Annotated in this window: 21 protein-coding genes; 3 read left to right on the top strand and 18 right to left on the bottom strand. The window is 60.1% G+C overall.

The genetic code is table 11. The annotated features are described in order from the left end of the window. Complete coding sequence (locus JI745_RS18115) at window positions 1-2,193, bottom strand: hybrid sensor histidine kinase/response regulator (RefSeq protein ID WP_201810141.1); 2,193 nt, start codon at window positions 2,191-2,193, stop codon at window positions 1-3. 733 nt (window positions 2,194-2,926) lie between these two features. Here JI745_RS18115 and JI745_RS18110 point away from each other — a divergent pair. Both JI745_RS18110 and JI745_RS18105 read left to right on the top strand, forming a co-directional pair. Then, complete coding sequence (locus tag JI745_RS18110) at window positions 2,927-4,207, top strand: ABC transporter substrate-binding protein (protein WP_201810139.1); 1,281 nt, start codon at window positions 2,927-2,929, stop codon at window positions 4,205-4,207. Window positions 4,208-4,223: 16 nt separating this feature from the next. Continuing rightward, entirely contained in the window at window positions 4,224-4,577 is a 354-nt protein-coding gene (locus JI745_RS18105; protein ID WP_201810136.1) for a hypothetical protein, read from the top strand. An 85-nt stretch (window positions 4,578-4,662) separates the two neighbouring features. Here JI745_RS18105 and JI745_RS18100 read toward each other — a convergent pair whose 3' ends face one another. Next, window positions 4,663-5,301, bottom strand: coding sequence for a hypothetical protein (locus JI745_RS18100; RefSeq protein ID WP_201810134.1), 639 nt, complete (start codon window positions 5,299-5,301; stop codon window positions 4,663-4,665). Between the two features lie 163 nt (window positions 5,302-5,464). On the opposite strand from JI745_RS18100, the gene JI745_RS18095 reads away from it, so the two are divergent. Further along, entirely contained in the window at window positions 5,465-6,319 is an 855-nt protein-coding gene (locus JI745_RS18095; protein WP_310738756.1) for a LysR family transcriptional regulator, read from the top strand. Window positions 6,320-6,462: 143 nt separating this feature from the next. Here JI745_RS18095 and JI745_RS18090 read toward each other — a convergent pair whose 3' ends face one another. The 16 genes from JI745_RS18090 to JI745_RS18015 all read right to left on the bottom strand — a co-directional run bounded on the left by JI745_RS18090 (window position 6,463) and on the right by JI745_RS18015 (window position 25,940). After that, window positions 6,463-8,055 carry a methyl-accepting chemotaxis protein gene (locus JI745_RS18090; RefSeq protein ID WP_201810130.1) on the bottom strand — a complete coding sequence of 531 codons (1,593 nt, stop codon included), beginning with the start codon at window positions 8,053-8,055 and terminating at the stop codon, window positions 6,463-6,465. Between the two features lie 15 nt (window positions 8,056-8,070). Next, complete coding sequence (locus JI745_RS18085) at window positions 8,071-8,730, bottom strand: HAD family hydrolase (protein WP_201810128.1); 660 nt, start codon at window positions 8,728-8,730, stop codon at window positions 8,071-8,073. Between the two features lie 55 nt (window positions 8,731-8,785). Further along, window positions 8,786-9,988, bottom strand: coding sequence for a carbohydrate porin (locus tag JI745_RS18080; protein ID WP_201810126.1), 1,203 nt, complete (start codon window positions 9,986-9,988; stop codon window positions 8,786-8,788). 152 nt (window positions 9,989-10,140) lie between these two features. After that, window positions 10,141-11,400, bottom strand: a complete 1,260-nt coding sequence (locus JI745_RS18075) for an ABC transporter substrate-binding protein (RefSeq protein ID WP_201810124.1) — start codon at window positions 11,398-11,400, stop codon at window positions 10,141-10,143. A gap of 79 nt (window positions 11,401-11,479) precedes the next feature. Beyond that, a complete protein-coding gene (locus tag JI745_RS18070; RefSeq protein WP_201810123.1) occupies window positions 11,480-12,583 on the bottom strand; it encodes a hypothetical protein in 1,104 nt (367 codons plus the stop codon). Window positions 12,584-12,586: 3 nt separating this feature from the next. Further along, window positions 12,587-13,876 carry a glycerate kinase gene (locus JI745_RS18065; protein WP_201810120.1) on the bottom strand — a complete coding sequence of 430 codons (1,290 nt, stop codon included), beginning with the start codon at window positions 13,874-13,876 and terminating at the stop codon, window positions 12,587-12,589. Beyond that, complete coding sequence (locus tag JI745_RS18060; protein WP_201810118.1) at window positions 13,873-15,039, bottom strand: dihydrodipicolinate synthase family protein; 1,167 nt, start codon at window positions 15,037-15,039, stop codon at window positions 13,873-13,875. The genes JI745_RS18065 and JI745_RS18060 overlap by 4 nt, the downstream gene beginning before the upstream one ends. Window positions 15,040-15,053: 14 nt before the next feature. Then, the gene (locus tag JI745_RS18055; RefSeq protein ID WP_201810116.1) at window positions 15,054-16,667 is read right to left on the bottom strand and encodes a GMC family oxidoreductase; all 1,614 of its coding nucleotides are present in this window, start codon (window positions 16,665-16,667) and stop codon (window positions 15,054-15,056) included. 2 nt (window positions 16,668-16,669) lie between these two features. Then, complete coding sequence (locus JI745_RS18050) at window positions 16,670-17,437, bottom strand: 3-ketoacyl-ACP reductase (protein ID WP_201810114.1); 768 nt, start codon at window positions 17,435-17,437, stop codon at window positions 16,670-16,672. Beyond that, window positions 17,434-18,945: a GMC oxidoreductase gene (locus JI745_RS18045; protein ID WP_201810112.1), complete on the bottom strand. Its 1,512-nt coding sequence runs from the start codon at window positions 18,943-18,945 to the stop codon at window positions 17,434-17,436. Before JI745_RS18045 ends, JI745_RS18050 begins: the two co-directional genes overlap by 4 nt. A gap of 5 nt (window positions 18,946-18,950) precedes the next feature. Beyond that, the gene (locus JI745_RS18040; RefSeq protein WP_201810110.1) at window positions 18,951-20,072 is read right to left on the bottom strand and encodes an ABC transporter ATP-binding protein; all 1,122 of its coding nucleotides are present in this window, start codon (window positions 20,070-20,072) and stop codon (window positions 18,951-18,953) included. A 12-nt stretch (window positions 20,073-20,084) separates the two neighbouring features. Beyond that, on the bottom strand, window positions 20,085-20,981 hold the full coding sequence (locus JI745_RS18035) for a carbohydrate ABC transporter permease (RefSeq protein ID WP_201810107.1): 897 nt from the start codon (window positions 20,979-20,981) through the stop codon (window positions 20,085-20,087). After that, window positions 20,974-21,840 (bottom strand): carbohydrate ABC transporter permease, encoded by an 867-nt coding sequence (locus JI745_RS18030; RefSeq protein WP_201810105.1) that lies wholly within the window; start codon window positions 21,838-21,840, stop codon window positions 20,974-20,976. Before JI745_RS18030 ends, JI745_RS18035 begins: the two co-directional genes overlap by 8 nt. A 2-nt stretch (window positions 21,841-21,842) precedes the next feature. Next, on the bottom strand, window positions 21,843-23,081 hold the full coding sequence (locus JI745_RS18025; protein WP_201810104.1) for an ABC transporter substrate-binding protein: 1,239 nt from the start codon (window positions 23,079-23,081) through the stop codon (window positions 21,843-21,845). A 78-nt stretch (window positions 23,082-23,159) separates the two neighbouring features. Then, window positions 23,160-24,398, bottom strand: coding sequence for an ABC transporter substrate-binding protein (locus JI745_RS18020; protein ID WP_201810102.1), 1,239 nt, complete (start codon window positions 24,396-24,398; stop codon window positions 23,160-23,162). Between the two features lie 36 nt (window positions 24,399-24,434). Further along, window positions 24,435-25,940 carry an aldehyde dehydrogenase family protein gene (locus JI745_RS18015; protein ID WP_201810100.1) on the bottom strand — a complete coding sequence of 502 codons (1,506 nt, stop codon included), beginning with the start codon at window positions 25,938-25,940 and terminating at the stop codon, window positions 24,435-24,437. Window positions 25,941-25,960: the final 20 nt, after the last annotated feature.

Here is a 25,960-nt window from a genome sequence, read left to right as displayed (position 1 = left end):
TTATTGGGCAGAATGGTTGCCAGGCGTGCGAGTGCTCAAGATTCGTTGCAATGTTTGACGCAGGCGCGGCAGCTCGACCGGCTTGGTGATGTAGCCGTGAAAGCCCGCTTTCAACGCCGCTTCGATGTGCTGTGGCATCGCGTCCGCGCTAACAGCGATGAGTGGCGTACGCGCATCGGGCGCATCCTCTTGCAATACCTTCAGCATGTCCATTCCCGTGCCGTCTGCCAAGTGCATGTCTAGTAGGATGAGGTCCGGCTGCATCGACCGGGCCGCACGCAGGCCGGCCCTAATGCTGTTAGCGGCCGTCATGGCGATGTTTCCGATGTTCGCCAGAAGTCCTTCCATAACCAGTACATTGATGGGGTCGTCATCAACGTACAGCACGCGCCACTGAACCGCATGCTGCGAGGCTTCGGGCATCGGAAGAAAGCCGCTGGTGGGCGCGGTGGGCGCGGTTTTGTTGCCTCTCCGAAGCAGCAGCCGAAACCTGGAGCCGCGGCTGGTAGGGATGTGCACAAGGTCGCCACCCATCTGTCGAGCGAGCTGCCTGCTGATCGCAAGGCCAAGCCCAGTACCTGGTATCTGGCGATCAGAAGTCAATCGCTCGAACGGAGCAAACAGCCTGTCGAGTCGTTCTGGCGGAATACCTGCTCCGGAGTCCGTCACGTCGATTTGGACACAAGTGCTGCGCGACACGAGGCGCACACTCAACGAGATCACCCCGCGCTCGGGCGAAAACTTCACCGCGTTCGACAGTAGATTCAGCAAGATCTGCCGCACCGAGCGCTCGTCCGCTGACACGTACGGCGTCACCGGTGCCGCTATTGCCAGCGTTAGCTGCTTCACAGCCAGCTGCGTCTGCATGATCGCGCTGCATCCTGCAAGAAGCGGCCGTAGCTCGAAATCGTTCACCTTCATTTGGGCGTGGCCGGCTTCCAGGGCAGCCAGGTCCAGCATGTCATTGATTACCGAGAGCAGGTGATTCGCCGCCTGGTGAACATGCGACAGCGACCGGCCCGGTTCAATCTCTGCGTTCGGATAGCTCACACGCAGAAGTTGAGCAAAGCCGAGGATGGCGTGCAACGGCGTTCGAAGTTCGTGGCTCACACGCGCTGTCAGATCGGCGCGTAGCCGTTCAAGGCGCTTCGCGTTGTCGCGTTCATGTTGGAGCGACTCTGCTCGTTGCCTCTCTTCCACTTCGAGCGTCACATCGGTTGCCACCACATACCAAATAATGCTGCTGTCTTCCTGAAGCTCGGGGATGGCTTGACCGGCGATGACACGCTGTGCCTGTCCGGGTAAGCAGATCCGGTACTCTCCACGCCACGGCGACACAGATCGCGCCGAGTGTTGCAGAGAGGCGGCCACTCGAGCAAGGTCGTCGCGGTGAACCCAACGCAACGCTATTGATGGGTCGTCGCGCAAAGCGTCAACCGACTCGCCAAACACGTCTTCGAGCCGCCCGTTGGCGTAGACGATCTTTGAACTGCCATCAGGAAGAGTTTGAAGTTCACAGACCAACCCTGGCACTTGCGACGCGATCCGAACAAGGGCCCGGGTCGCTCTGCGACGCTCCTGCTCCGCCTCAACTCTGGAGGTGACATCCCGAGTCGTGCCTCTGTAGCCAACAAACGAGCCGCCGTCAACAAACGGTCGACCGGAGAACGACAAGTACCTCGGGGTGTTTCCCCCTTCTGCCCGAATGACCGCGCGCGAGAACGGCTGTTGCCGAACCAGCAGATCTATCAGCCGGCAGGGTGGTGTCAGTGCATCACCCTCTTCGGAACACAAATGCGCCTCAAGCATAGGGTCGTTCGCATAGGCGGCGGCTTCGGGCGATATCCCGCTAAGAGCGGTCCATCTCATGCAGTGGTTTGAGTCGGTTTCCCAGAAGCCGTCACCCGATGCCAATGCAAAGTCGGCGAGCCGCCGACTTCTTTGCAGCTGTGCATCGCCACAGCGAAGCACTTGAATGAGCGCGCCGAAAATTGCAGCCGCCGCTTTGAAGCTGTGCAGCTGAGCATCCGAGAGAGGCGAACTACCCTGCCTTAGCGCGATTACGGCACCAACGGGTTGAGCTGCCTGAGTCAGTTCAAGCACCTCCATCCCCGGGAAAACGGCGTACAAACCGGATCGATCTGTCAACGGACCGACGTTAAGTGGCTGGGCACGTTCCAGCAGCGCAACCAAGCGGTCTCTGCTCAAAGCGCTATCCGGTGTCACATGCGCACAGATCAACCTTCCTCCGAGACCGTGTCCCTCCAACAAGGCGAGCGCGTCACACCCCAAGAGTTTGCACAACTGGTCGAAAGTTTCGCGCAGATCCGTGTTTGACCAGCCCGTCATCATCTCTGACGAATCGAGGTGCACAGGAGGTTGGTGGCAAATCATTGGTGTTCGCTCGAGCGGTGACGCGCAGCTGGATCGGCGCTAGCCCATCGGAGGTCGCGAACCGAATATGTCGGTGTAGCGCTGGTAGTTGCCGCTCGCCGACCGCGCGACCCAGAGAAATGCGCGCCACAGCTGGGTCAATGTTCTCAACGTTGGCATGTGCGTTTCCTCGAACAAAAAAAATAGCACCTCAAAAGAGGTGCTCTAAAGCGCTCTCGTCATGCTGCGCTACCTAGGAGAGAAGACAGAACACTCATCGCATGCTCCTTCCGCGGCTCCAAGTCCAAACTCGAACTCGAGTCCCGTTGGAACGATCCAATTATGCGGTGAGGCCTGACAGGCAAAGGTAGGGGAAACACCAAACTGAACCCCTATCTCAAGCCGGCGAAGAAAAGCGCGCCGGCACGGATGTATTGCACGAACTTTCATTTGACGTGCCAATTGGTACGTTCCAATAATTCGTACCGAATATGTCGCTTTGTGCGTAGCCCTCAGGCTGATTTTGTAGTCAAGTGCAGACGGGAGAACCAACATGCGCCGCGTTTTTCTTGACCATTGGTGGACCTCTCATTCGGAGAAACTAGCACTCGCTTGTTTGCGTGAGGCGCTCTATGTCGACGGCATCGACTTGGTGGACTGCGCAGCGAACGCGGACGCTGAAGCCTGCGTCATGTCTGCGCAGCGAATATGGGATGGCGTATGTGGCTCAGGTCCGCGACCTATCGATCTCGGCTCATTTCTCACGCCCTACGATCTTGAATCCCGAGTCTTCGCACCTTTCAAGGCAGTGAACTCCCCCTCGAAACTGGCTTTGTTCGGTGTTCCCCTCGGCGCTTTCCGGAACAACATCATGTGGGCGAACCGGGAGATTGCTGATCGCATCGGCTCACCACCAACGACTCACGCTGAGTGGCTGGAATGGTTGGCGCGAGCCTCGAAGCTGGTGCCCTACCCCATTCGTCTCGGGCGGGAGGACTGGCAGCTGAGCCTTCTATTCGAACTCATCGTGCTGTCAATGCACGGGGCAGATTTTCACAGACGCGCCTTTGGCATGAGCCTCAGTTCCGCCCTCGCCTCGCCTCGCATGCGCGAGTCTCTGAACTACCTCAAAGACATGGCGAGATACATCTCCCCGTACGAAGAATCAGCGGCTTGGCACGTGGCTGCCGCTGATTGCCGAACCGGTAAGTGCGCCGTAGCCATCATCGGCGACTGGGCTCATATCGAGTTCTGCGATGGCACGTCTACAGACTCATCGGGCAGCTACAGATCGGTCTACAAGTGGACCGCCCCTGGCACCGAAACGTCGTTCCTGTTCAACGTGGACTACGTTGTTCCCGTGGAGCGAGAAAGAGGGTTTCGCAATGACGAGGTGCTGGCGAAGCTTACTCAGACCCTCTTGCGCCCGGAGGTACAGGGCGAATTTGGGTTGATTAAGGGCGCGCTGCCCGCGGTTCGCGATGCGACAACAACCATGATCGACTCATCGTCGTGGAAGATGTTCCACCTGGCGGGGCTGTGTCCTGATCTCCTGCTTCCATCCATGAGCCAACTTCAAGGGTCGTCACGCAGCATGCGCGACGGCGTTGCCACTGCTGTCAGATACGTCATTCACGCCGACGGCGACACCGCGAAGGCTCACGCATTCCTGAGGATGCTAGGCGGTAGGCCTTCTGCACAAGAACATCGCTCCTTCCCGACATGTGCGCTAGAAGAGCATGACAGCGAGAGCTACCGGCGCAGCCTCTCGTCCCGAGTGTCGCTTGCATCATCTATGCGCACCGAGATCAGCAGATCTGTTGCGCCTCACTAGCGTTGCACCGACGCCAATGAAGAACGAGAAAAAGTTTTCAGCTGAAACCGCCGATCTCGCTGTCGAGCAGGTGCTGAGAATCCAGGACAAATGTCGATCGCAGTGGGCGGCCATTCAAGTGGTGGCGTCGAGTATCGGCTGCCACACGGAGACCTTGCGCTTGTGGGTGCGCAAGGCGGAGCGCTCCCGAGACTGGGCGGCCGACTCGAGTGTCAAGGAGTTGCTCGAACGCCTCAATCAAGAGGTTGCTGAATTGCGTCGTTACAGCGATCTCCTGAAGGAGACGAGCGAACATTTGGTGCAGGTGCTTCAAACAGTCAGTGGGGAAACTGACGTGCCGATGATTAGGGCGCTTCGGAAAATCCGATGACCAAACCAGTTGAAGCGCGGCGCCTCAGGCTAGCGTCTGGTGAGCGACACCTAACAGCAGCCAAGCACGCCGCGCTCAGATCCGATCATTCGCGAGGAGACATCAGAGGTTGAACGAAGGAACGAGGCAGAGGCGAGTTTCCGGCAGGAGTGGCACGCATTCGCCTTCTCGCAAGGAGGGACCAGATCACTACGCAGACCCCACCCAGCGCTGCCATATATGCCACGAAGAAGAAGAAGAACTTGATAGAGGCAAACGTGGAATAGGCAAGCGCAAGGTGGTCTGGAAAACCGGTTGGGTCTGCCAGCATGAAGTAGGAGACTAGGTTTTCGCACGCATCAGCGATCGGCGCAATAGCGCTCACCAACGCGAAGACTACCCAGCCTCTCCGGATTCTCGAGTGAGCTCCGAACGAGCGTCCTATCCACGCAAAAACAAGGAAATGGAGGACTAGCGTGGACGCGATGAACGCAAAGTCGATGTGCTGCGTTCTGACATAGAGGTCGAGCGACCCAAGAGCCAGCAGCTGCCCATACCACGCCTTCAATTTGGCGGCGTCAAACGATAGCTGGGCAACATAGTAGGGCACCGGGAATTGCGATGATGCGTAGCTTTCGTTCAGCCACTGAGTGGCCCAAAGGTTCAGCGCAAATGCGAGCGGAACCCACACCAAAAAGCTGCGGGTCGATGGCCACTTGGTCCAATGCGAAATGAAGTCTTTCATTTGATGTGTCGAAGTCAGGAGCGCTCATTCTCTAGGGCAGATAGCGATATGAGAACGGTTGCCCACGTATAGGAGCTATGCGCGAATGGAAGCACGCAGCGGACGACGGCGGAATGCGGAAGCTCCTCCCGGAACTTGCTCACCGGAATCACTCGACTGAAATCTGCTTCGCGCCTTCCTGGGGGTGGCCGACGGTGGATCTCTTACTCGCGCCTCGCAGGCTTTGCACACAACTCAACCCACGCTGACTAGGCAGCTGGGCGCCCTAGAGAGGGCGATGGGCGCGGCGCTGTTCGAGCGGACCCCGCAGGGAATGCTTCTGACGGCAGCGGGCCAATCGCTCCTTGCACCTGCGCGTAGGGTGCAGGATGCGGTGCAAGAGCTGTCCTCCACTTTCGCTAGTGCGATGGGTCGGGAAGGCGGCACTGTACGTATCGCGGCGAGTGAGCTGGTCGCAGGTCAACTGCTCTTACCTGCGTTGAAAGGCTTGCGTGAGCGATGCCCTGATATTCAGATCGAGCTAGTCGCTTCAGACGAGATTCAAGATCTACTGACACGCCAAGCTGATATCGCCCTGCGAATGGTTCAGCCGCATCAGGGCAGTCTGGTCGTCCGAAAGCTACGGATTCTCCAGTTCGGGCTGTATGTGCATCGACGATATGCAGAACAGTATGGAGTTCCAACGCTGTCAGACGCAGAAGACCATCAGTGGATTGGCCTCGATCGGTCGCCGCTGCTGGTGGACGGATTCGCTCGTGCAGGCATGCGCGTCACCGCTGCTTTTTTTGACTTTCGATGCGACAACAGACTAGTTTGTTGGCAAGCGGTGACGAACGCGCTGGGTATAGGTATCGGTCTGCGCAATGTCGGCGACGCGGATCCCAACCTGGTCCGAGTTTTGGAAGAGGTCCCGTTGCCGGAGTTGCCCCTCTGGCTGACTACACATCGAGAGTTACGCGAATCGATTCCGCTAAGTCGAACTTTCGACTGCTTGGCCGAAGCACTAGCCTCACCTTAGGAAGGCGCAATTTGACCGTGCTCGGACACGCCAGCAACACAGGCGAAGTACTACGGGCCTGTACTGAGCACAACTGCGAGCCCGGCTGAAGTCAACGCGTGTTCTCGGCTCTTGGTCTGCCTAGAGGCAACTCGCTGCGACCTTCAGGCGGTCGTCTCCATCATGGCTACGTTGGGAATGGTCTGCGGCACCTCGGAATCTTCAAACGTCTCGTTGACTTTGAATACGCTCACGACACGAACGAGCTCGTCTGCCTGACCTCTCAACTCGCCTGCCGCCGCGGCCATCTCTTCGACGAGCGCAGAGTTGCGTTGAGTGACTTCGTCTATGTCACCGACTGCCCTCTCGACCTCGCTTACGCCAATGCTTTGCTCCTCGCTGGCGATGCGGATCTCCTCCATGATCTCAGTCACTCGCCGAGAGCCTTGCACGACCTCACGCATCGACTGCACGGACTGACTGACTAGCGCACCACCGGCATTGACCTCGTCGTTGCTTGCCCGAATCAACGTGCCGATGTCTTTGGCGGCTTTTGAAGCTCTGCCGGCGAGGCCTCTGACTTCGGTGGCGACCACCGTGAAGCCGCGGCCATATTCACCGGCGCGCGCCGCCTCGACACCAGCGTTGAGTGCCAGGATGTTGGTTTGTGCCGCAATTCCATCGACCAAGCCGACGATTTCCAGGATCTTCTTCGAGCTCTCCTGGATCACCTGCATACTCGCTGCAACCTTTTCTACGATTCGGCAGGCCTCGTCGGCTTTGCTCGACGCACCAGCTGCCAAACGGTTTGCCTCTTGAGCGCTCTGGGCGTTGTGGACTACAGCGGCGCTGAGCTCCTTCATGGCGGATGAGGTCTCCTCAAGGGAACTGGCCTGCCGCTCAGTACGAGCTGACAAATCCATATTGCCCTGGGCAATCTCTGCGCTCGAGATGGCTAAGCGATTTGCGCTCGACTTAACGCTTTTCACGATCGAGCCGAGGCTTTTCTGCGTGTCGTCGATTGCCGTCAAAAGTTGAGCCGTCTCGTCGTTGCCCTCGACCACGACTGGTTGCGAGAGATCGCCCTGCGCCAGTGCCTTGGCCACATATACCGCCTTGGCCATCGGCTTGGCCATGCGGGCAGAAAGCCACAGCGCAGCGCCAATCAAGAGCACCGTGCTGACAAGCAGTGAAGCAGCCACCAGCAATGTTGCGTTTTGAACGACCCCTTTGGAGCGTTCCGCAGATTGCTTTCCTTCCTGCTGGATCGCCTGAACCTGGCTGCGCATCAAACCTTCGGTCTCGTTGTAGAGACGCTGAAACTCCGGCACGGCGGCTGCAGCCGCTGTGTCTGCAGCAGACAGCTCCACAATCCGCTTGGCCGCGCCTTCATAGTCCTTTGCGACAGGAATCGTCTTCTTGATCGTCTCTTTGGTCTGAGAAGAGAGAGGCGCCTCTGTGAGTGCATTTAATGCGGCATTAAGCGCATCGCTATGACCAGCCAATGCACTTTGCGCTTCGCCGATCTGCTTTTTGTCTCGGCCAAGCGCTCCCAGCATGGCACGCTGAACATCGCCGCGAATGGCGTCAAGCATCAACGAGGCGCTCTGGCTGTCTTGGGCCGCCTGTCCCATGCGGGCAGTGGCGGCCATCGCGTCTGCAAGGCGGTTGGTGCTGAATAGTCCAATGGCGCCCACGAGTGCCGCCGCGCATGCGCCAGCAAGGCCGTAAAGCAACACCTGGTTTCTCAGTTTCATGGAACCTCGCGCTTTTCAATGCAGAGCCGCTTCGATTGGAAGGGTCCAACCCAATATCGGCCACAGCTCGCGGAAATCGACGACGTGATGGTCGGCAAGCGTGCTCTTCTCCACGTTGGGCCGGAGTGTTTGCACAGTAACCATGCCAAGATTTCTGCCCGCGTCGAGTTCCGACAATGGGTTGTCACCAATGACAAGCATTTCGCATGGTGCCCACTGTCCGGAATCTCTGATGCTTTCGAAGATCGCTTGCTTACCGGGATGAGATGCGGAATCGATTGCGTCGATGAAAATCGCATCGAAGAGCGACTCGATGCCAAGTGCGCGGATCTTGCTTTTCTGCAAACGTGTGAAGCCAGAGGTCACAAGAAAGCGGCGCAAAGGAAGAATGCTAAGAAGGCGAACGTCTGGATACGGCGCAATGGGCTTGGTGATCTGAAGCGCTGAGAACGCCGCTCGTCCGGCATTGAGCATTTCGACGGAAAAGCCATACCGCTCGGCAACCAAATCGAATGCGGTAAACCAGCACTCATGGAGCGCGCGATCGAGCGTTGCGGCGTCGAGCCATCCTCTATTGCTCTCGCGGATGGCGTCAAACGCGGGCGCAAACAACTCCACTCCAGCAGCGTCTGCCGGACAGATGCAATTGTCGAGATCGAAGATGGCTGCTTTCATGCTCCCCGCTCCGAATGCCCGCCGGACCTGTACGGCCCGGCGGAAGGTCACATGCTTAGAACCAGATCTCGGCTTGGAAGCCGTAGCTGGTGCCCGACCTCTTGTCGGCTTCTGCAGCGGTACCAATGATGCCGTTCGCACCTGCAGCAGCGTTGGCTGCCGAGTTCCACTTAGCAGTCGTCACGTAGAAGCGGAGCTCAGGACGGCTCCAGAACTCCGGGCCCATCGACAGCGTCGGCGCGATCGTGAACTTGGAGAGCTTCTGCGTGGCTGCTCCATCTGGCTTTTTCTGCGAGTAGCCGGCCTCAGCGACCATCTTGAAGTGCTTCATGAGCGCATAGGAAACCCGGCCGCCTACCGTCGCGGAAGTCACTTTGGAGGTGCTGCCACCTGTGGCCTCGATGGTGTCGCGCTGGACCAGACCGATGACTTGGCCACCAAAGGGGCCGGATTGCCAGTTCACGCTGTCCACGACGCGGATTTTCTTGTTGCCGGAACTGGCGTCGAGCGTGCCGAAGGTTCCCTTCAGATCTGCGGATCCCTGGGCGTACTGCAGCCACAGCGTGTTGCCGCCGCCAAACATAGACTGGTTGTGCTGAACCGTCAGCCCGAAGCCGCTCTTGCCGCCGGTGAAGTTGCCGCGTACGAAGTTCGTCAGGATGCGGAGCTTGCCACCTGGGTTGACGCCAATGTCAGACACATCAACGTTGAAGCGCTGGCCCGGCTGATTGGCGGTTGCGCCGTCGGTTGTGAAGTACGCGAGGCCGACTTTCGCGCCACCCAAATCGATCGCATCGGCGCCGGCGCCCACACCATCAAGCTCAGTGAAGCGCTGATCGACGATGTGCACGTCCGTACGCCCCAGGAATCGCTTGCCAACCCAGAACTTGACGTTCGGTGCAATATCGAAGCCTTTCCCTTCGACATACATTTGCGGCACGCCTGAGAAACCCGAATCCTTGATGTGACCGATGTCGGTCCCACCGTTGTAGTAGTTCGTCATGAACAACGCTTTGACCTCGACGTCGTTCTTCTTGATGGTCTCGCTCAGGGCGAACTCACCATAGAAATCGCACTCGTTGCCAAGGCGGTACTTCAGGCCCTCGCCGGCGAGTCCATAGCACGCACGCGACACGTCCTTCTTGGTGCCGCCCGGACCGGAGCGGAAGTAGCCGCCCCACTCGACCGCGGACGCGGGCATGGACACGGCGAACATCGAAGCGGCGAGAGCCGCGAGATAGGTCGGTTTGAAGTTCAAGAGAGTCTCCTACAAGTTGAGCTGTTGGGGGGTCCCTGTCCCCGCTTGAAATGACGATCGTTAAAGATTCGATCGTTTTGTGGAACGTTCCAATTTTGCTGTCGAATTGAACAATGCAGTAGAGCTTTTTGTCGCTCTTTGTCGCGTTCCGACTACTTCTTAGGGTAAGCCGCTAGAAGAACGCGACTCGCGGCTTCGCTCGACGGCATTGCGTCGTTGTTCCAGAAGTCACTGATGACGGCTTGCAAAGCTGCATGGGTCACGGTCGGCACCGACATGTCGATCGCAACGGACGGCACCAGCGTCTTCGCGGCTTCACTCATGGTGAAGTCCCTGGCTGATGCTTTGGCGCAGTCATCGAATTTGCTGAGATCCATATCGCGCCGCGATGGGATCGAGCCTTTCCGCAGATTAAATTTCTCTTGGAATTCTTTGCCCAACAGCACGTAGGCCAAATAGCCTTGCGCCTTCTGCGCTTCCCAACTCTTCAGCTGGAACATGGCGAAGGTGTCAATGACATAGGAGAACGCTTGCCCAGTGCCTGGAGCAGGAGTGCAGTTGAACTCTTTGCCCGGGCGCTGGCCCGCAACCACGAACTCCCCTTTAGCCCAGTCCCCCATGAACTGGAAGGCCGCCTTGCCGTTGATGACCATCTCAGTGGCGGCGTTCCAATCTCTGCCCTTGCTCTTGCTGTCGGTATAGCTCTTGACCCTGCGGAACACGTCGAATGCGCGACGCATTTCGGCACTGTTAAGGGCCGACGGATCCAAGTCCATGAAGGCGCGCTTGTAGAAGTCGACGCCGTTGACGCCAAGCACGATCGATTCGAACAGCAAGAACTCCTGCCATGCTTGGCCGCCATGCGCGATGGGAATGAAGCCGGCTGCTTTGATCTTCTCAGCCGCTGCGAGGAATTCGTCGAACTTGGTGGGCACCGCCGTCACGCCCGACTTCCGCAGCACCTCCGCGTTGCTGTAGAGCCAATTTGATCGGTGAATATTGGCTGGCACGGCAACGTACCGCCCCTTGTGCTTGACCGCATCCTGGACGACCTTGGGCAGTACCTGGTCCCAGTGGTCGAATGTGGCCATGGCGTCAAGATTGGCCAGCGTGTTCAGGGCGGCCCACTCCTGAACTGCCGGACCCTTTATCGTTGCTGCTGCTGGCGGCTTGCCAACCAGGACGCGCTGCTTTAGCGCTTGCATCGCGTTGCCGCCCCCGCCGCCCACAACTGCGAAGTCTTTCCAAGTGTGTTTGCGACGAGCAATCAGTTCCTTAAGCTCAGTCACTGAGACGGCCTCTCCAGGAGAGGTCCAGAAGTGCAGCACCTCCACCTCACCGGCGTAGACATCCTTGGCTGATAGCAGCAAACCGATGCAGACCGTCAAAAGCGAAATCAGGGTCTTGACCATTGTGTCTCCTCGCGTATGAAACTGGAACGTTCCAATTCTGCGAGTGCTTGTGTCAATCTGTATGCGGCATTTGCACGGATTAGCCCTGTGCCACGACCTCAGCCAATGCCTCTGTGCACTGTTTGGCATCCAGGCGTTGGACAAAGAAGTCGCTGATCAGCGCGAGCATGGCCTCACGCTTCGACGCAGCGCAGCATTGATCGAATGTGAGTGATGCGAATACGGATCGGTCGGCGTAGCTGAGCAGGCGGGCGCGCAACGGATCGCAGTCGTTCCACGCATCCACCATCGCTGGCATGCAGCCCTTTTTGCGCGCGTATCCCAGCTGGCAATCCGCAGTCGTCAACAGGCCTGCCACTACATCACTGATGTCGTTCCTGGCGTGATGCAACGGAACGAAGAAGTCCATGATGGCGAGAAACTTGCCGGACGTCCCGGGCACCGCCCACTCCGACAAGCCAGTGCCCGCAGATGGTCGAACCCAGTCGCCCATCACCTGCAATGCACACTGACCCTCAGCCACATGGTCGACCAGTTCCCGCCATGTCAAAGTCAGGCATTCATCACGCACGAATTCCCGCAAAGCGAGCATTGATTGGAGCGACTCGATCATCGCGTTTGATCTCCATGCGCTCGACTGCATCGCTTCGAAGGCTTGGCGATAGAACATCGGTCCGGCCACAGCGAGCACGGTGGACTCGAACAACATTCCAACTTGCCACGGGGCACTTGAGATGGCCAGCGGACCACCGCTGATATGTCGCTGAGCCTCGCCCAACCATGTCAACAGTTCCGAAAACGAGGCAGGCGGTTGAGCTCCGAGGCGTTGCGCGATCTCCGAGTTGACCCAGGCAACGTTCCCGCGGTGGATGCCCATTGGGATGCCATACCACCTCTCGCCATGGACCATATAACGACGCATGAACGTCGGCACTCTTTGACGCCATTTCCATTTCACTGCGGACGCGTCCAGTGATCTCACCGCAGAGTCGGGCGCCGCCACGGCCTCGATCAAGTCGTAGCCGTGCATCTTCACCGCGTCGCCATCAGGCGCAATGGAGCATTGTCCAAACGCGACGCCTGCCTTCGCCAACGCCGCGCCGCAGTACTGCAGCGCCTCGAGGTCGCTGTGACTACTCCATCCGTGGCGCAAGGTCCATCGTGCCTGACCGGGTGCCGCCATGACTCACTCCCCCGCGACGAATACCGCCCTGAAATCGTTGATGTTGGTATGCGTCGGGCCGGTGTGTACCAGGCTGGACACTGCGTCGAACACCGTCGCGCTGTCGTTGGCCTCGAGATGCATAGCTGCAGCAAGACCTACATCGCTGATCTGACGCAGGGTCGAAGGCGTCATCCAGGCACCCGCTGCTCCGGCACGACCATCCAGGCCGTCTGTGCCGGCGGACAAGGCATAGACCCGCTGTGCAGCGTCACGTCCCTTCAAGGCAAGTGCAAGTGCCAGCACGAATTCGGTGTTGCGTCCCCCTCGTCCATTGCCACGCACGGTCACCGTTGCTTCGCCGCCCGACAGAAGCACGCACGGCGTGCGGAACGGCTGTTCGTGCTGGGCGGAGCTCAGCGCAATGGCGGCGTGTGCTTTTGCAAGCTCCCGCGACTCGCCCTCCATTGCGTCCGACAGTACATGGCAGTCGTAGCCACGAGCACGAGCTAGTGCCGCAGCGGCATTTAGGCCCATGCGGCCAGTAGCGATCAGCGCGTGCTCGTGGCCCGCCAGCCGGGGGTCTCCGGGCTTCACCGACTCCCATATGCCAGCTTCCAGAGACTGGCGTACCGGTCCGACATCCTCCAGGCCGTATCGGCTCAAAATCGCGAGCGCGTCGGCGCAGGTTGATGTGTCCGGCAACGTCGGGCCTGAGGCGACCAAGGCAGGATCATCACCAGGTATGTCGGAAATGACGAGCGACACCACGCGTGCCGGATGCGCCTGAGCTGCGAGCCGTCCGCCCTTGATCCGAGACAGATGCCGCCTCACCGTGTTGAATTCGGAGATGGCGGCACCGCGCCGCAGCAGCTCGGTTGTGATGTGCTGCTTTTCTGCCAGCGACAAGCCCTCAGCCGGCAAGGAACACAACGCCGACCCACCGCCGGAGATCAGAGCGATCACAAGATCATCTCGCGCCAGACCGGTCACTGCAGCCAGCAGGCGCTCAGCACCAATCACACTTCGTTGATCCGGAACCGGGTGGCTGCTTTCGTGGACCTCAATGTGCTGCAAAGGCAAGCTTGCACCCTCCGGCACGACGACCACGCCGGATAGCGGTCCCCGCCAGTTTTGTTCCACTGCCATGGCCATCGCGGCCGCTGCCTTGCCGACTCCGATGACCACCGTTCGACCACGCGGCGCATCTGGTAGATGAGGTGGGACAACCTTTAGAGGATCTGCAGCCGCTAGGGCTGCCTCATACAAATCCAGCAGCAAGCCGACTTGCCATCCTGCGGTCGGTAGGTTCACGACGTGATGCCGCCTGCGACGGCGAGGAAGCGCCTCATCCTCAATACGGCCAGCTCTGGATCGGAAAGCACACCACAGGCATCTGCGAGTTCGAAGAGCTTCGAGTAGTGGAGGACACCGCGCGCCGATTGCAGGCCTCCCGCCATGGAGAAGTGGTCTTGATGTCCGTTCAGCCAGGCCAGAAACACCACACCGGCTTTGTAGTGGCGCGTCGGCGCGCGGAAGATCTCCCGCGACAGAGCGACGGTTGGGTCAAGGATTTCCCGGTAGAGAAAGGTGTTGCCTGCTGCCAATGCACCGAGCGCGACGGATGCGACCGGCGCGATCGGGTCAAAGATGCCGAGCAGGCCATGGGAATAGCCAGCCTCGTCGCCGGCGATCAACTCGGCGTAGTTGAAATCATCCCCTGTGTACATCTTCACGCCAGGCGGGAGCTTCTCGCGCAGAGCCAGCTCCCACTTCGGGTCAAGCAATGAAACTTTGATGCCGTCAACCTTGGACGCGTTCTCGGCGATCAGTTCCGCCACCGCGTCGATAGCCCGCGGAAGGCTTGAGGCCCCCCAGTAACCCTTGAGCGCAGGATCGAACATGTCGCCCAACCAGTGCAGCACCACCGGTTGCGAAACGTCGCGCAGAAGACGCCGGTACACCGCGACGTAGTCGTTGGTAGACGTTGCGCAGCGTGCCAGAGCGCGGCTAGCCATCAGGATCACCTTGACGGCCTCGTCCTCGGCGACCTGCAGCTGCTCACGATAAGCAGCCTCCACGTCTGCCAACGTGACGTCCGGCCCAGGCGTGAGCTGGTCAGTGCCGACGCCACACGCGATCTCACCACCGACGGACTGAGCGTGCCTGGCGCTGTACCTGATCAGGTCGCGTGCGACCGGCCAGTCAACTCCCATTCCGCGCTGGGCGGTGTCCATGGCCTCGGCCACCTTGAAGCCCAGCTTGAAAAGGTGGGCCCGGAAAGCCAGCGTCGATTCCCAGTCGACGACGGGCGATGCGTCCCACGGGTCGGCCGTTGCCACAGGATCAATCACCACATGGGCAGCCGCGTAGACGGTTCGATTGAATTTGACGGTGGGACCTTGCGGCGCGATGGGCTGCGCCTTGAGAACGTAGTCGGCCAGGCCGCCATCCGCGTGTGGAAGTCGAATCTGCATAGGGTTCATGTGAATCAAGCGGCAAGCCGCCCAGAGATGAGATCGGACGCCTTCTCGGCCACCATGATGGTTGGGGCGTTGGTATTGCTCGAAGTCAAAAGCGGGATGACGGACGAATCCACCACCCGCAAACCGTCCAGACCGACAACGCGCAGGTCGGGTGTCACGACAGTGGTCTTCTCGCTTTCCGGTCCGATGCGGCATGTGCCGACCGGATGGTGGTCAGTCTTCGAGTGCTGGCAGGCGTAGTCGAAAAGGTCGTCATCCGACGTCAGGGCCTTACCGGGGAGAACCTCTGACTGCACGAACCGACGCATCGAAGGCTGGTTGAAGATCTCGCGAGCAAGTCGCAAACCCTTGATGGCCATCTCGCGGTCATGCGGGTCAGACCAGTAGTTGGGATCGATGAGCGGCGCGGCCGCGGGATTTGATGACGCCAGCCGCACCGTGCCGCGCGAGCGCGGGCGCAGGTAGGCCGTGTTGAGCGTCACGCCGCCCTGCTTCAACTTGGCCATGCCGGCCTCGATGCCCGAGCCTAGGCCCAGGTGCATTTGAATGTCGGGTGAGCGCGCCGTCCCCTGTCCACCCGCGTACCAGAATCCCCCGGTCTCAAAAAGGCTCGACGCAACTGGGCCTTGCTTGAACAGCAGGTACTGCAACCCCGCCCATGCCGCATGGTGTGGCTTGAGGTACTTGTCATAGGTGTGATCTCCGTTGCATTCGGATATCACGAAAAGGTCCAGGTGATCCTGCAGGTTCCCGCCCACTCCTGGGAGGTCGTGGTGGCATTCAATCCCTACGGATTCCAAATGATCCGCAGGCCCGATGCCCGACAGCATGAGCAAGCGCGGGGAGCCAATCGCACCCGACGACACAATGACCTCTCGCGTGGCGCGCGCCATCCACGGCGTCTTGTTCTTCCCTGTCACGATCGACGCGCCGATTGCTCTTCGTCCCTCGACGATCAACTTGAGCGCATGTGAATGCATGCGTACCGTGAGGTTTGGACGTGACTTCGCCGGCCGCAGGAAACTGATCGAGGTTGACGAGCGACGTGCCTCCCACTGAGTGAGCTGGTAGTAGCCAAGGCCATCCTGCTTCGCGCCGTTGAAGTCCGGGTTGTAGGGAATCCCGAGTTCCTGCCCGGCCTGGAAGAACGCTTCGCAAATCGGCAGAGGACTGACTGGGCATGAAACGCCAAGCGGGCCTCCGTAGCTGTGGAACTCGTCGGCGAAACGCTGGTTGTTTTCCGACCGCTTGAAGTAGGGCAAAACGTCTCGGTAGGACCACCCTGTGGCCCCGGCCTCGCGCTCCCAATCGTCGTAGTCGGCCGCAGCGCCGCGGGTGTAGACCTGCGCATTGATCGACGAGCCGCCACCGATCACCTTGGCCTGGGTGAAGCGGATCACCCGGTTCTTCAGGTGGCGCTGGGGCACCGTGTGCCAACCCCACGAGCCGATGCCTCGTGTCATCTTTGCAAACCCAGCCGGCCAGTGGAAGAAGGGGTGCGCGTCTCCCCCGCCCGCTTCGAGCAGCAACACCTTGACCGACGGGTCCTCGCTCAAGCGGTTGGCCAGCACGCACCCGGCTGAGCCGCCGCCGGTGATGATGTAGTCGTAGGTTTCCATGTTCAGAATCTCGGCACCGACAAGGCACCATCCACATTCACGACGCTGCCGGTTGCAAACGCCATGTCGCCGGCGACGAGCATCCCCACGGCTCGCGCCACGTCATCGGCTTCCCCCCAGCGCCCCATGGGGACCAGCCCGTCGGCGATGCGCTGGTCGTAGCGGGTCGCCACGGCTTCGGTGAGAGGCGTCCGGATCACGCCGGGGCGGATTTCAAAGACGCCGATGCCGTGCGGCGCGAGCCTCAGCGAGAGCAGCTTGGTGACCATGCCAAGGCCGGCCTTAGAGACGCAGTATTCCGAGCGCTCGATGGAAGCCATTTCGGCACTGACTGAGGACACCGTCACGATGCTGCGGACGTGTTTGCAGTCTGAAGCGAGCATGTGTTGCGCGACCGCTTGCGAGAGAAAAAAGGTGCCACGGAGATTGACGTCAAGCACGCGGTCCCAGCCGTCAGGCGTCACATCCAGCAGGTCGCCTCGGCGCGGTGACCCGATGCCGGCGTTGTTGACCAATGTGGCAATGGGCCCGCGCCACTGCACCACGGATTCAATCAGGGCGACACGGCTCTCCACCTCCGCCAAGTCGGACGTGAAAAGGTGGGCCTCCCCACCAAGTGATTTCACCTCCTCAATGACCTCTTGTGCGCCTTCGGCGGCCACATCGGTCAGTGCCAGGTCGTACCCGAGCCGTGCGAGCTCAACAGCAATACGGGCGCCAATGCCGCGACGGGCACCCGTGACCAGCGCCAGCGGTCGGGACTGAGTCATTGGAGCACCTTCGTTCGCAGGTGGTGGCCAACACGCAAGGCCTGCGCGGCGATGGTCAACGCCGGGTTCACCGCGGCCGAGGACGGGAAAAAGCTGCCGTCGACCACATACAGGTTGTCGTGGTCCCAAGCCTTGCACATAGGGTCGAGAGCCGAGGTTTTGGGATCGTCGCCAAAACGCACGGTGCCACATTGGTGGGACACCACGTCGGTCCCGAATGACTTGGCCAACACGATCGGAAAGCCGGCGCGCTGCAGAATCTGCTTGCACTTGCGTACCCACCTGTGGTGAGTACCCAAGTTCGTACGGTGCCAGTGCAAGTTGATCGCGCCAGACGACGTGAGGCTCACGCGGCTGTCCGGATGCGGCAAGTCTTCGCTCTGGGCGTACCAGTCGACGCTCCTGTCTGCGATGGCACTGAGGACGGGCTTCGGCACACCTCGCAATGCACCTCTCAACATCGGCTCGCGAATCTTGCCCAATAGCTGCAGGCTGCCCAGCGGCTCAGGGCTTTGCGGAGTGCCCCAGTAGAAGTCGTGCACAGCCAACGTTTTGGGAAAGCGCGTCGTGTTCTTTCTGGTAGGGTGGATTGCCATCAGGGCAGTCGTGTTATGCGTCATATAGTGCCGCCCCACAACGTCACTGCTGTTCGCCAGACCGCGCGGGAACTTTGCGCCGCCTGAACGCAGCAGCAGCGCAGCGCTGTTGATGGCACCGGCACTCAGTACGAAGGTCCGTGCGCGGACGTTGAAGAGCTTCCCCTCGTGCAGCACCGAGGCGCTGATGACCCGTCTGCCGCTCCAATCGGTGACGAGCCTCTCTACCTTGGCGCTGTGACAGAGCTTGACATTGCCGGGCCGAAGGGCTGGGCGCAGAAGCTTGATCTCAGCATCGCCCTTCGCGTCGACCATGCACGGAAACGCATCGCAGTTCTCGCAACGCCGACAAGTTCCCAGAGGACCGAAATCCACGGCGCTCGGCATCGGAAACGGCTGAAGGCCTTGAGCGCGCAAGCGCGACTCGATGTCCTCGATCACGGGTTCGTGTGGGATAGGGCCATGGGCGTAGGCACCGCTTCGAGGGGGTTCAGTCGGGTCCAAGCCACTCTGACCGCGGACCCCAAACAGGCGCTCAGCCTGTGCGTACCAAAGCTCCAGGTCCGCGTAGCGGATGGGCCAGGCTGGAGACGTTCCCTCCTCCAGTTCGGTGGCCTCGAAGTCACGCTCGCGAAAGCGGAACATGGCAGTGCCGAAGAACTTCGTGTGACCGCCCACGAAATAAAACATGCCAGGATTGAACGCCCGCCCGTCGGCGTACCACGTCTCCTCAGTGTGATAGCGTCGATCGCAGAACACAGACTCAGGGTCCCAGTTCTGACTCTCTCGCGGCAGCATGGGTCCGCGCTCCAGGACGAGGACCTTGAGCGTTGTGCCGGCCAGTTGCTGAGCCACTGCGCCGCCGCCCACGCCGGACCCGATGATGACGACGTCGTAGTCTTCCTCGAGCATGGCCGTCAGCCGATCAGTGCCTCGGTCTTCGAATCGAAGCACACGAGCTTGGCCAGTTCGAGCACGAACTCCGCGGCGCGTCCTGCTTCCAAGCGAACCTCCGGCTCGAGCCGCGCGGTAATCTCCTGGTCTCCGATGGACAGCGTCACCAACGTGTCCGCGCCAGTCGGCTCCACCACTTCCACCCTGGCCCTGAAACGGCACTGCGTCGATGTCAGAGGCCGATCCGGACCTGCCAGAGAAATCGCTTCGGCTCGGATACCCGCAATCACGGTCAATCCGTCGTACTGGTAGTAAGCGGCCGGGCTCTGTCCAGGCTGCAGGTCAATGGTCAATCCGCAGCCATTGCTGCCAGCCAGGCAGAGACTGACGGCGCCATTGACGACCGTCATCTGCATCTTGAGCAGGTTCATGCGGGGGGACCCCATGAATCCAGCGACGAAAGTGTTGGCCGGCTTGTTGTAAACCTCGTATGGAGTGCCGAGTTGCTGCAGCACACCACCCTTCATCACAGCGATACGAGTAGCCAGCGTCATGGCCTCGATCTGATCGTGCGTGACATAGACGATCGTGGCTTTCAGGCGCTGGTGCAGTTTCTTGATCTCGGTGCGCATGTCCACCCGTAGTTGGGCATCGAGGTTCGAAAGCGGCTCATCGAAGAGGTACAACTCAGGCTCTCGTGCAAGCGCGCGGCCGATCGCCACGCGCTGACGCTGACCGCCAGACAACTGCTTCGGCTTGCGCTCGAGCAGATGCTCGATCTGCAGAAGCTTGGCCACCGACTGGACCCGCTCTTTGCGGGTCGCCTTCTCCACCTTGCGCATTTCAAGTGGGAACTCGATGTTCTTGGCCACCGTCATGTTCGGGTACAGCGCGTACGACTGAAACACCATGGAGATGTTTCGCTCTGCGGGGGAAACTTCTGTGATGTCGCGTCCGTGCAGGTGGAGGGAACCTTCCGTGGGGTCCTCAAGTCCCGCGATGATGTTCATCAGCGTGCTCTTGCCACAGCCGGACGGCCCTACCAGCACCAAGAACTCGCCGTCTTCCAGGCGAATCGAGATGTCGTGGAGGATCTGGACCGGCCCGAAGCTCTTTTGGACGTTGCGAAGAAGGAGAGAAGCCATGATGAGTACTCGTTAACCTTTGACGGAGCCCGCCATGAGGCCGCGCACAAAGTACTTGCCCGATAGCAGATAGACGATCAACGTCGGCAATGCGGCGATGAAGGCGCCCGCAAAATGAACGTTGTATTCCTTTACCCCGGTGCTGCTGTTGACCAGGTTGTTGAGCGCCACGGTGAGCGGATACGAGCTGTAGTCGCTGAAGGACGCACCAAACAGGAACTCGTTCCAGATGTTGGTGAACTGCCAGATCACGGTGACGACGATGATGGGAGAGCTGTTGGGCAGCAGGATGCGCCACAGAATTCCAAAGAAGCCCGCGCCGTCCATACGCGCCGAGCGCACCAGCTCGCCGGGGAACGCGGCGTAGTAGTTGCGGAAGAACAGCGTGGTGAACCCGATGCCATACACCACGTTGACGAACACCAGGCCCTTGACCGTTCCAGCAAGGCCGAGGAGCCCGAGCGTTTTGGCCATCGGAATCAGCACGATCTGATACGGGATGAACACTGAGAACAGCATCGCCGCGAACAGCAGGTGATCGCCACGAAAGCGGTACTGCGTCAGGATGTAGCCGTTGAGCGCGCCAATCAGGGTGGACAGCACAACCGACGGAATCACCAGCAGGAACGAGTTGATGAAGTACGGCTTGAGGCCAGTTGGTTGCACCCCGATCTGTGCCGTGCTCCAGGCCATGAGCCACGGATCGATGGTCCAGCTAATGGGCAGCGCCAGCAGGTTGCCCGATCGGATCTCGTCGAGTGGCTTGAGCGAGTTCACCACCATGACGTACACCGGCATGAGGAACGTCAGCGCCAGCACGAGCAGCGCTGCGTAAAGGGCTAGGCGTGCGACCCCGAAAGGCACCGGCGGACCGCCGGCGCGGCGTGCGGCGGCATTTGGGCTAGCCATGTTTCGCCTTGTTCATTTCGTTGTAGAGATAGGGAAGCACCACCACACCGATGGCAATCAACATCAGAACCGCGCTGGCCGCACCCACGGCCATCTCGTTTCGTGTGAAGGTGTACTGGTACATGAAGACAGAGGGGAGCCAGGTTGAGCGCCCCGGCCCGCCATTGGTCAAGGCGATCACGAGGTCGTACGACTTCACCGCCATGTGGCACAGGATCACGAAGGCCGAGACGAACACAGGCCCGAGCTGCGGGATGATGATTCGCAGGTAGATCTGCCAAGTCTTTGCGCCATCGACACGTGCTGCATTGACCTGCTCCGAGTCGACTCCGCGCAGACCTGCGAGGAACATTGCCATCACGAAGCCGGAGGTCTGCCAGACCGCCGCAATGACAACGCAATAGATCGCTAGCTCGCTGTCCTTGATCCAGCTGAAGGAGAAGCTCGTCCAGCCGAACATGTGCACGCTTCGCTCGAGGCCGACACCCGGATCGAGCAACCATTTCCACGCCGTACCCGTGACGATGAAAGACAGAGCCATTGGGTAGAGGAAGATCGACCTGAACGCGCTCTCGGCGCGAATCTTCTGATCGATCAAGATGGCGAGGCCCAACCCAAGGACCAAGGCAAAGCCGATATACAGACTTGCGAAGACCCAGAGGTTGGACAAAGCGACAGACCAGTTTTCAAGGCCGACCAGTCGCTTGTAGCTCGCCCCACCTGTCAACTCGTATTGCGGCAGCAGCGTCGACGGAGTGAACGACAAATAGAACGTGAACGCGATGTAGCCGTAGACGCACACCAAGATCAGCAAAGCACTTGGCGAGATCAGCAACCGAGCTAACAGGTGGGCACGCATCATCAACTCTTCGATGCAGACACCATGGCGGCAACCGCCTTGGCGTCATCCAGTTGGCCGTTGAAGTGGCGGGTGATGACGTCGTAGAACGCGTTCTTCACTGCGGTGGGCGACGCGTGGCCGTGTGCGATCGAGCCAACGAGGGTGTTGGCCTTGTTCGACTGCGCCAGTTCCTTCATCGCGCGCTTGCCGCAGATGTCGAAGGCGGCATCGGACACGTCTGTGCGAGCCGGCACGGCACCCTTGAGCACGTTGAACGCCGACTGCACCGCGGGGTCGAGGCTGGCCGATGCCATCTTGGTTTGCGCGTCCGCCTTGTCGGCGCCCACCTTGAACATTGCGAACTGGTTCGACAGGAACACCACACTGCCTTGCGTGCCCGGCACCGGGAAGCAGGTGTAGTCCTTGCCAGGGGTTTTCTGCGCGTTAGAGAATTCGCCCTTGGCCCAGTCGCCCATGATTTGGAAGCCGGCCTTGCCGGTGATGACCATGCCAGACGCGACGTTCCAGTCACGGCCGGAGAAGTCCTTGTCGACCAGCTTGCGCAACTGCCCCATGCGCTGGAACACCTTCAGCATCGTTGGCGAGCTCAGCGCTTTGGAATCCAGCTCGACGAACGCTTTGCGGTAAAACTCCGCGCCGCCGGTGGCGAGCACCACACTGTCGAAAACGGTGGCTTCTTGCCAGGGCTGACCGCCATGCGCCAGGGCGATGAAACCGGCCTTCTGAACCTTCTCAGCAGCTGCGATGAACTCGTCCCACGTCTTGGGTTCGGCCGTGACACCAGCCTTTTCAAGCACTGCCTTGTTGGCCCACACCCAGTTGATCGAGTGAACGGCAAGGGGCGCGGCAATCCACTTGCCGTTTTGCTTGGTGAAGCGTTGCACAGCTGCCGGCACAACCTTGTCCCAGCCTTCTTTCGCCGCGAGCGGGTTAAGGTCGGCAAGAACGCCTTGGTTAGCCCAATCGACCAGGTCATAACCCATCAGCAGCACGGCCGACGGCGGGTTACCGGATGTCACGCGAGCGCGTAGTGCGGTCATCGCCTGCTCACCGCCACCGCCGGCAACAGGCATGTCGTTCCACTTGATGCCTTGCTTCTCGAGGTTGGACTTCAGAACGCCCAGTGCAGCAGCCTCTCCGCCCGACGTCCAGAAGTGCAGCACTTCCACGTTCTTCTGTGCGGCCGCCGGAAACGCGATGGCCATGGCTGCGGTCAACATCGCAATTGATTTCTTCATGCTGTATCTCCGTCTGCTACATGCAAGTAGCTGGTTCTTTGAGAAGAGGCGGCTGCTCCCGAACCGCCTCTGTTGCGATCAGCTTTTGGCCGCGGCCACGAGCGCTGCTGCTGCCTTTTTGTCATCGAGCTGGCCGTTGAAGTGGCGCGTGATGACGTCATAGAAGGCGCTCTTCACCGAGGCCGGTGCGGCATGGCCGTGGGCGATGGAGCCCACAAGGGTGTTCTTCGAGTTGGCCTCTGCCAAGTCCTTGATGGCCTTCTTGCCACACGCGTCAAATGCCGCATCGGACACATCGGTGCGCGCCGGGGCAGATCCCTTCACCACGTTGAACGCTGACTGGAATGCCGGATCAAGAATGGCACCGGCAAGCTTCGTCTGCGCAGCAGCCTTGTCGGCGCCAACCTTGTACATCACGAATTGGTCCGAGTTGAAGGTGACGGAACCCTGCGTCCCGGGAATGCGGAAGCACAGGAAGTCCTTGCCAGGCACCTTCTTCGCGTTGATGAACTCGCCCTTGGCCCAGTCACCCATGATCTGGAAGCCAGCTTTCCCGCTGATGACCATGCCGGAGGCAACGTTCCAATCACGTCCCGAAAAATCTTTGTCCACGAGTTTGCGGAGCTGCGACATGCGCTGGAACACCTTTTCGGTGGTCGGAGATGCGAGCGTCGCTGGGTCACGTTCGATGAAAGCCTTGCGGTAGTAATCGACGCCGCCGGTCGCCAGCACAACACCGTCGAACACGGTCGCCTCCTGCCAAGGTTGGCCGCCATGGGCCAGCGCCACAAAGCCCGCCTTCTGGACCTTTTCGGCTGCGGCGATGAACTCGTCCCACGTCCTCGGCTCGGTTGTGACGCCGGCCTTTGTCAGCACCTCTTTGTTGGCCCACACCCAGTTGGTGGAATGCACGTTGACCGGTGCCGCCACCCACTTGCCGTTGTGCTTGGAGAACTGCTGCAGCGCCTTCGGAACGCTCTTGTCCCAACCCTCCTTGGCTGCCAACTCGTTCAGGTCCGCGAGCACGTTCTGCTTGGCCCAGTCGGTGATATCGAAGCCCAGCATCTGCACCGCAGTGGGAGGGTTGCCCGAGGTCACACGCGCACGCACAGCTGTCATTGCGGCCTCGCCGCCGCCACCGGCGACCGGCATGTCGTTCCATTTCACGCCTTGCTTCTCAAGGTTGCTCTTGAGCACGTTCAGCGCGGCCGCTTCGCCACCGGAAGTCCACCAGTGCAAGACCTCCACGTTCTGTTGAGCCAAAGCGGCTGAAGAGATAAATGCAGCAGCCGCAAAGGCCAGGGTCTGAATCTTCATACAAGTCTCCGTTGCTAAATGGTTATGTCTACGACTTCAGGGCTTGGGCAAGTACCAATTTGTCCGGGCCCCAAGGTGCATTTGCAATGTTTTGCTCTCGGTGTAGTCCTCTGTCGCAAAACGCCCCAACTCGCGGCCGAGGCCGCTCTCCCGATAGCCACCGAAAGGCAGCTCCGCGTGTCCCTCGAGAAACGTGTTGATCCAGACCGTGCCGGCGCGGATGCGTCGAGCGGCCGTCAGGCAGGTGCTGAAGTTGCTGCTCCACACCGCGGCCGATAGACCATAGAGCGTGGAGTTGGCCAAGGCGACGGCATCGTCGACCGTCTTGAAGGTCAACACGGACAGCACCGGGCCGAAGACTTCTTCGGATGCAATGGCCATGTTGGGCGTCACATTGGTGATGACGGTCGGCTCGATGAAGTAACCAGCGCGGCTCACACGGGCACCGCCGAGGGCGATCGTCGCCCCCGCGCGCTTGGCCCCTTCGATGTAGGCCAGGATGGTTTCGAACTGCTTCTCGGTGGTGATGGCGCCGACCTGCGTGCCTGGCAGCAGCGGGTCACCAAGGTGGACCTGCTTGGCCTTGTTGACGACGGCCGCCGCGAACTTGTCTGCGATGGTGTCCTGCACCAGGATGCGGCTACCGCTGTTGCAGCACTGGCCGGCGTTGAAGAAGATGCCATAAACAACGGCGTCGACTGCTGCTTCCCAGTCGCAGTCGTCGAAGATGACCTGCGGGTTCTTGCCCCCCAGTTCCATCGAGACCTTCTTCAGGGTCTGCGCAGACTTAGCAACGGCCTGCTTGCCGACGAGCGTGGATCCCGTGAATGACAGCATGTCGACGTCCGGGTGCGTGACCAGAACCTCTCCAACGACACGGCCGGGCCCCGTCAAGATGTTGACGACCCCGGGCGGCAGGCCCGCGGCGATGAGGATCTCACCCAGAAGCACCGTGGTGCCAGAGGTCACTTCAGCGGGCTTGACGACGGTTGTGCAGCCCGCTGCCAGCGCGAACGGCAGTTTTTGGCTAACGATCAGGAACGGAAAGTTCCAAGGCGTGATGATGCTCACGACTCCGATGGGATCGCGCAGCACCACCCCCAGTGTGTCTGCGCCCAGCGTGTTGTAGCTGTCTCCGTGAAGATTCCGAGCCAACGTGGCGGCGTAGTGCCACAAGTCGGCCGCGCCCTCAATTTCCGCAAGGGACTGCGCTAGAGGCTTGCCGTTCTCAAGGGTCTCAAGACGTGCCAGCTCGTCCTTTCGCGACAGGATGCCGTCGGCCACGGCGCGAAGAATTCGGCTGCGTTCGCTGCCACTCATGTGGGGCCACGGCCCGCTGTCGAAGGCGACGCGCGCCGCCTTCACGGCACGCTCTGCGTCCGACTCCGTAGCTTCCGCGTACACGCCCACCACATAGTTGTGTGCGGGCGAGCGTCGCTCAATGGTGCCGCCCTTTTCAGCGCCACACCAGTCTCCGTTGATCAGCAGGCGACCGTGGAAAGGTTTGAAGTTCGGATCGACTTGGGAAGCTTGTGTCGTCATAGATTGATATCGTTTCTGTT

This window comes from Piscinibacter sp. HJYY11 (assembly GCF_016735515.1).
Taxonomy (GTDB): Bacteria; Pseudomonadota; Gammaproteobacteria; order Burkholderiales; family Burkholderiaceae_C; genus Rhizobacter.
The sequence above is the reverse complement of the archived record's forward strand: the minus strand, read 5'-3'. Positions and strand labels throughout refer to the sequence as shown.

Coding starts and splice junctions, on each gene's coding strand:
- JI745_RS18085 (WP_201810128.1), bottom strand. CDS start 8,730: ATGAAAGCAGCCATCTTCGATCTCGACAATTGCATCTGTCCGGCAGAC.
- JI745_RS18025 (WP_201810104.1), bottom strand. CDS start 23,081: ATGAAGAAATCAATTGCGATGTTGACCGCAGCCATGGCCATCGCGTTT.
- JI745_RS18015 (WP_201810100.1), bottom strand. CDS start 25,940: ATGACGACACAAGCTTCCCAAGTCGATCCGAACTTCAAACCTTTCCAC.
- JI745_RS18040 (WP_201810110.1), bottom strand. CDS start 20,072: ATGGCTTCTCTCCTTCTTCGCAACGTCCAAAAGAGCTTCGGGCCGGTC.
- JI745_RS18030 (WP_201810105.1), bottom strand. CDS start 21,840: ATGCGTGCCCACCTGTTAGCTCGGTTGCTGATCTCGCCAAGTGCTTTG.
- JI745_RS18100 (WP_201810134.1), bottom strand. CDS start 5,301: ATGAAAGACTTCATTTCGCATTGGACCAAGTGGCCATCGACCCGCAGC.
- JI745_RS18020 (WP_201810102.1), bottom strand. CDS start 24,398: ATGAAGATTCAGACCCTGGCCTTTGCGGCTGCTGCATTTATCTCTTCA.
- JI745_RS18060 (WP_201810118.1), bottom strand. CDS start 15,039: ATGCAGATTCGACTTCCACACGCGGATGGCGGCCTGGCCGACTACGTT.
- JI745_RS18035 (WP_201810107.1), bottom strand. CDS start 20,981: ATGGCTAGCCCAAATGCCGCCGCACGCCGCGCCGGCGGTCCGCCGGTG.
- JI745_RS18045 (WP_201810112.1), bottom strand. CDS start 18,945: ATGCTCGAGGAAGACTACGACGTCGTCATCATCGGGTCCGGCGTGGGC.
- JI745_RS18105 (WP_201810136.1), top strand. CDS start 4,224: ATGAAGAACGAGAAAAAGTTTTCAGCTGAAACCGCCGATCTCGCTGTC.
- JI745_RS18110 (WP_201810139.1), top strand. CDS start 2,927: ATGCGCCGCGTTTTTCTTGACCATTGGTGGACCTCTCATTCGGAGAAA.
- JI745_RS18070 (WP_201810123.1), bottom strand. CDS start 12,583: ATGGCGGCACCCGGTCAGGCACGATGGACCTTGCGCCACGGATGGAGT.
- JI745_RS18075 (WP_201810124.1), bottom strand. CDS start 11,400: ATGGTCAAGACCCTGATTTCGCTTTTGACGGTCTGCATCGGTTTGCTG.
- JI745_RS18055 (WP_201810116.1), bottom strand. CDS start 16,667: ATGGAAACCTACGACTACATCATCACCGGCGGCGGCTCAGCCGGGTGC.
- JI745_RS18090 (WP_201810130.1), bottom strand. CDS start 8,055: ATGAAACTGAGAAACCAGGTGTTGCTTTACGGCCTTGCTGGCGCATGC.
- JI745_RS18050 (WP_201810114.1), bottom strand. CDS start 17,437: ATGACTCAGTCCCGACCGCTGGCGCTGGTCACGGGTGCCCGTCGCGGC.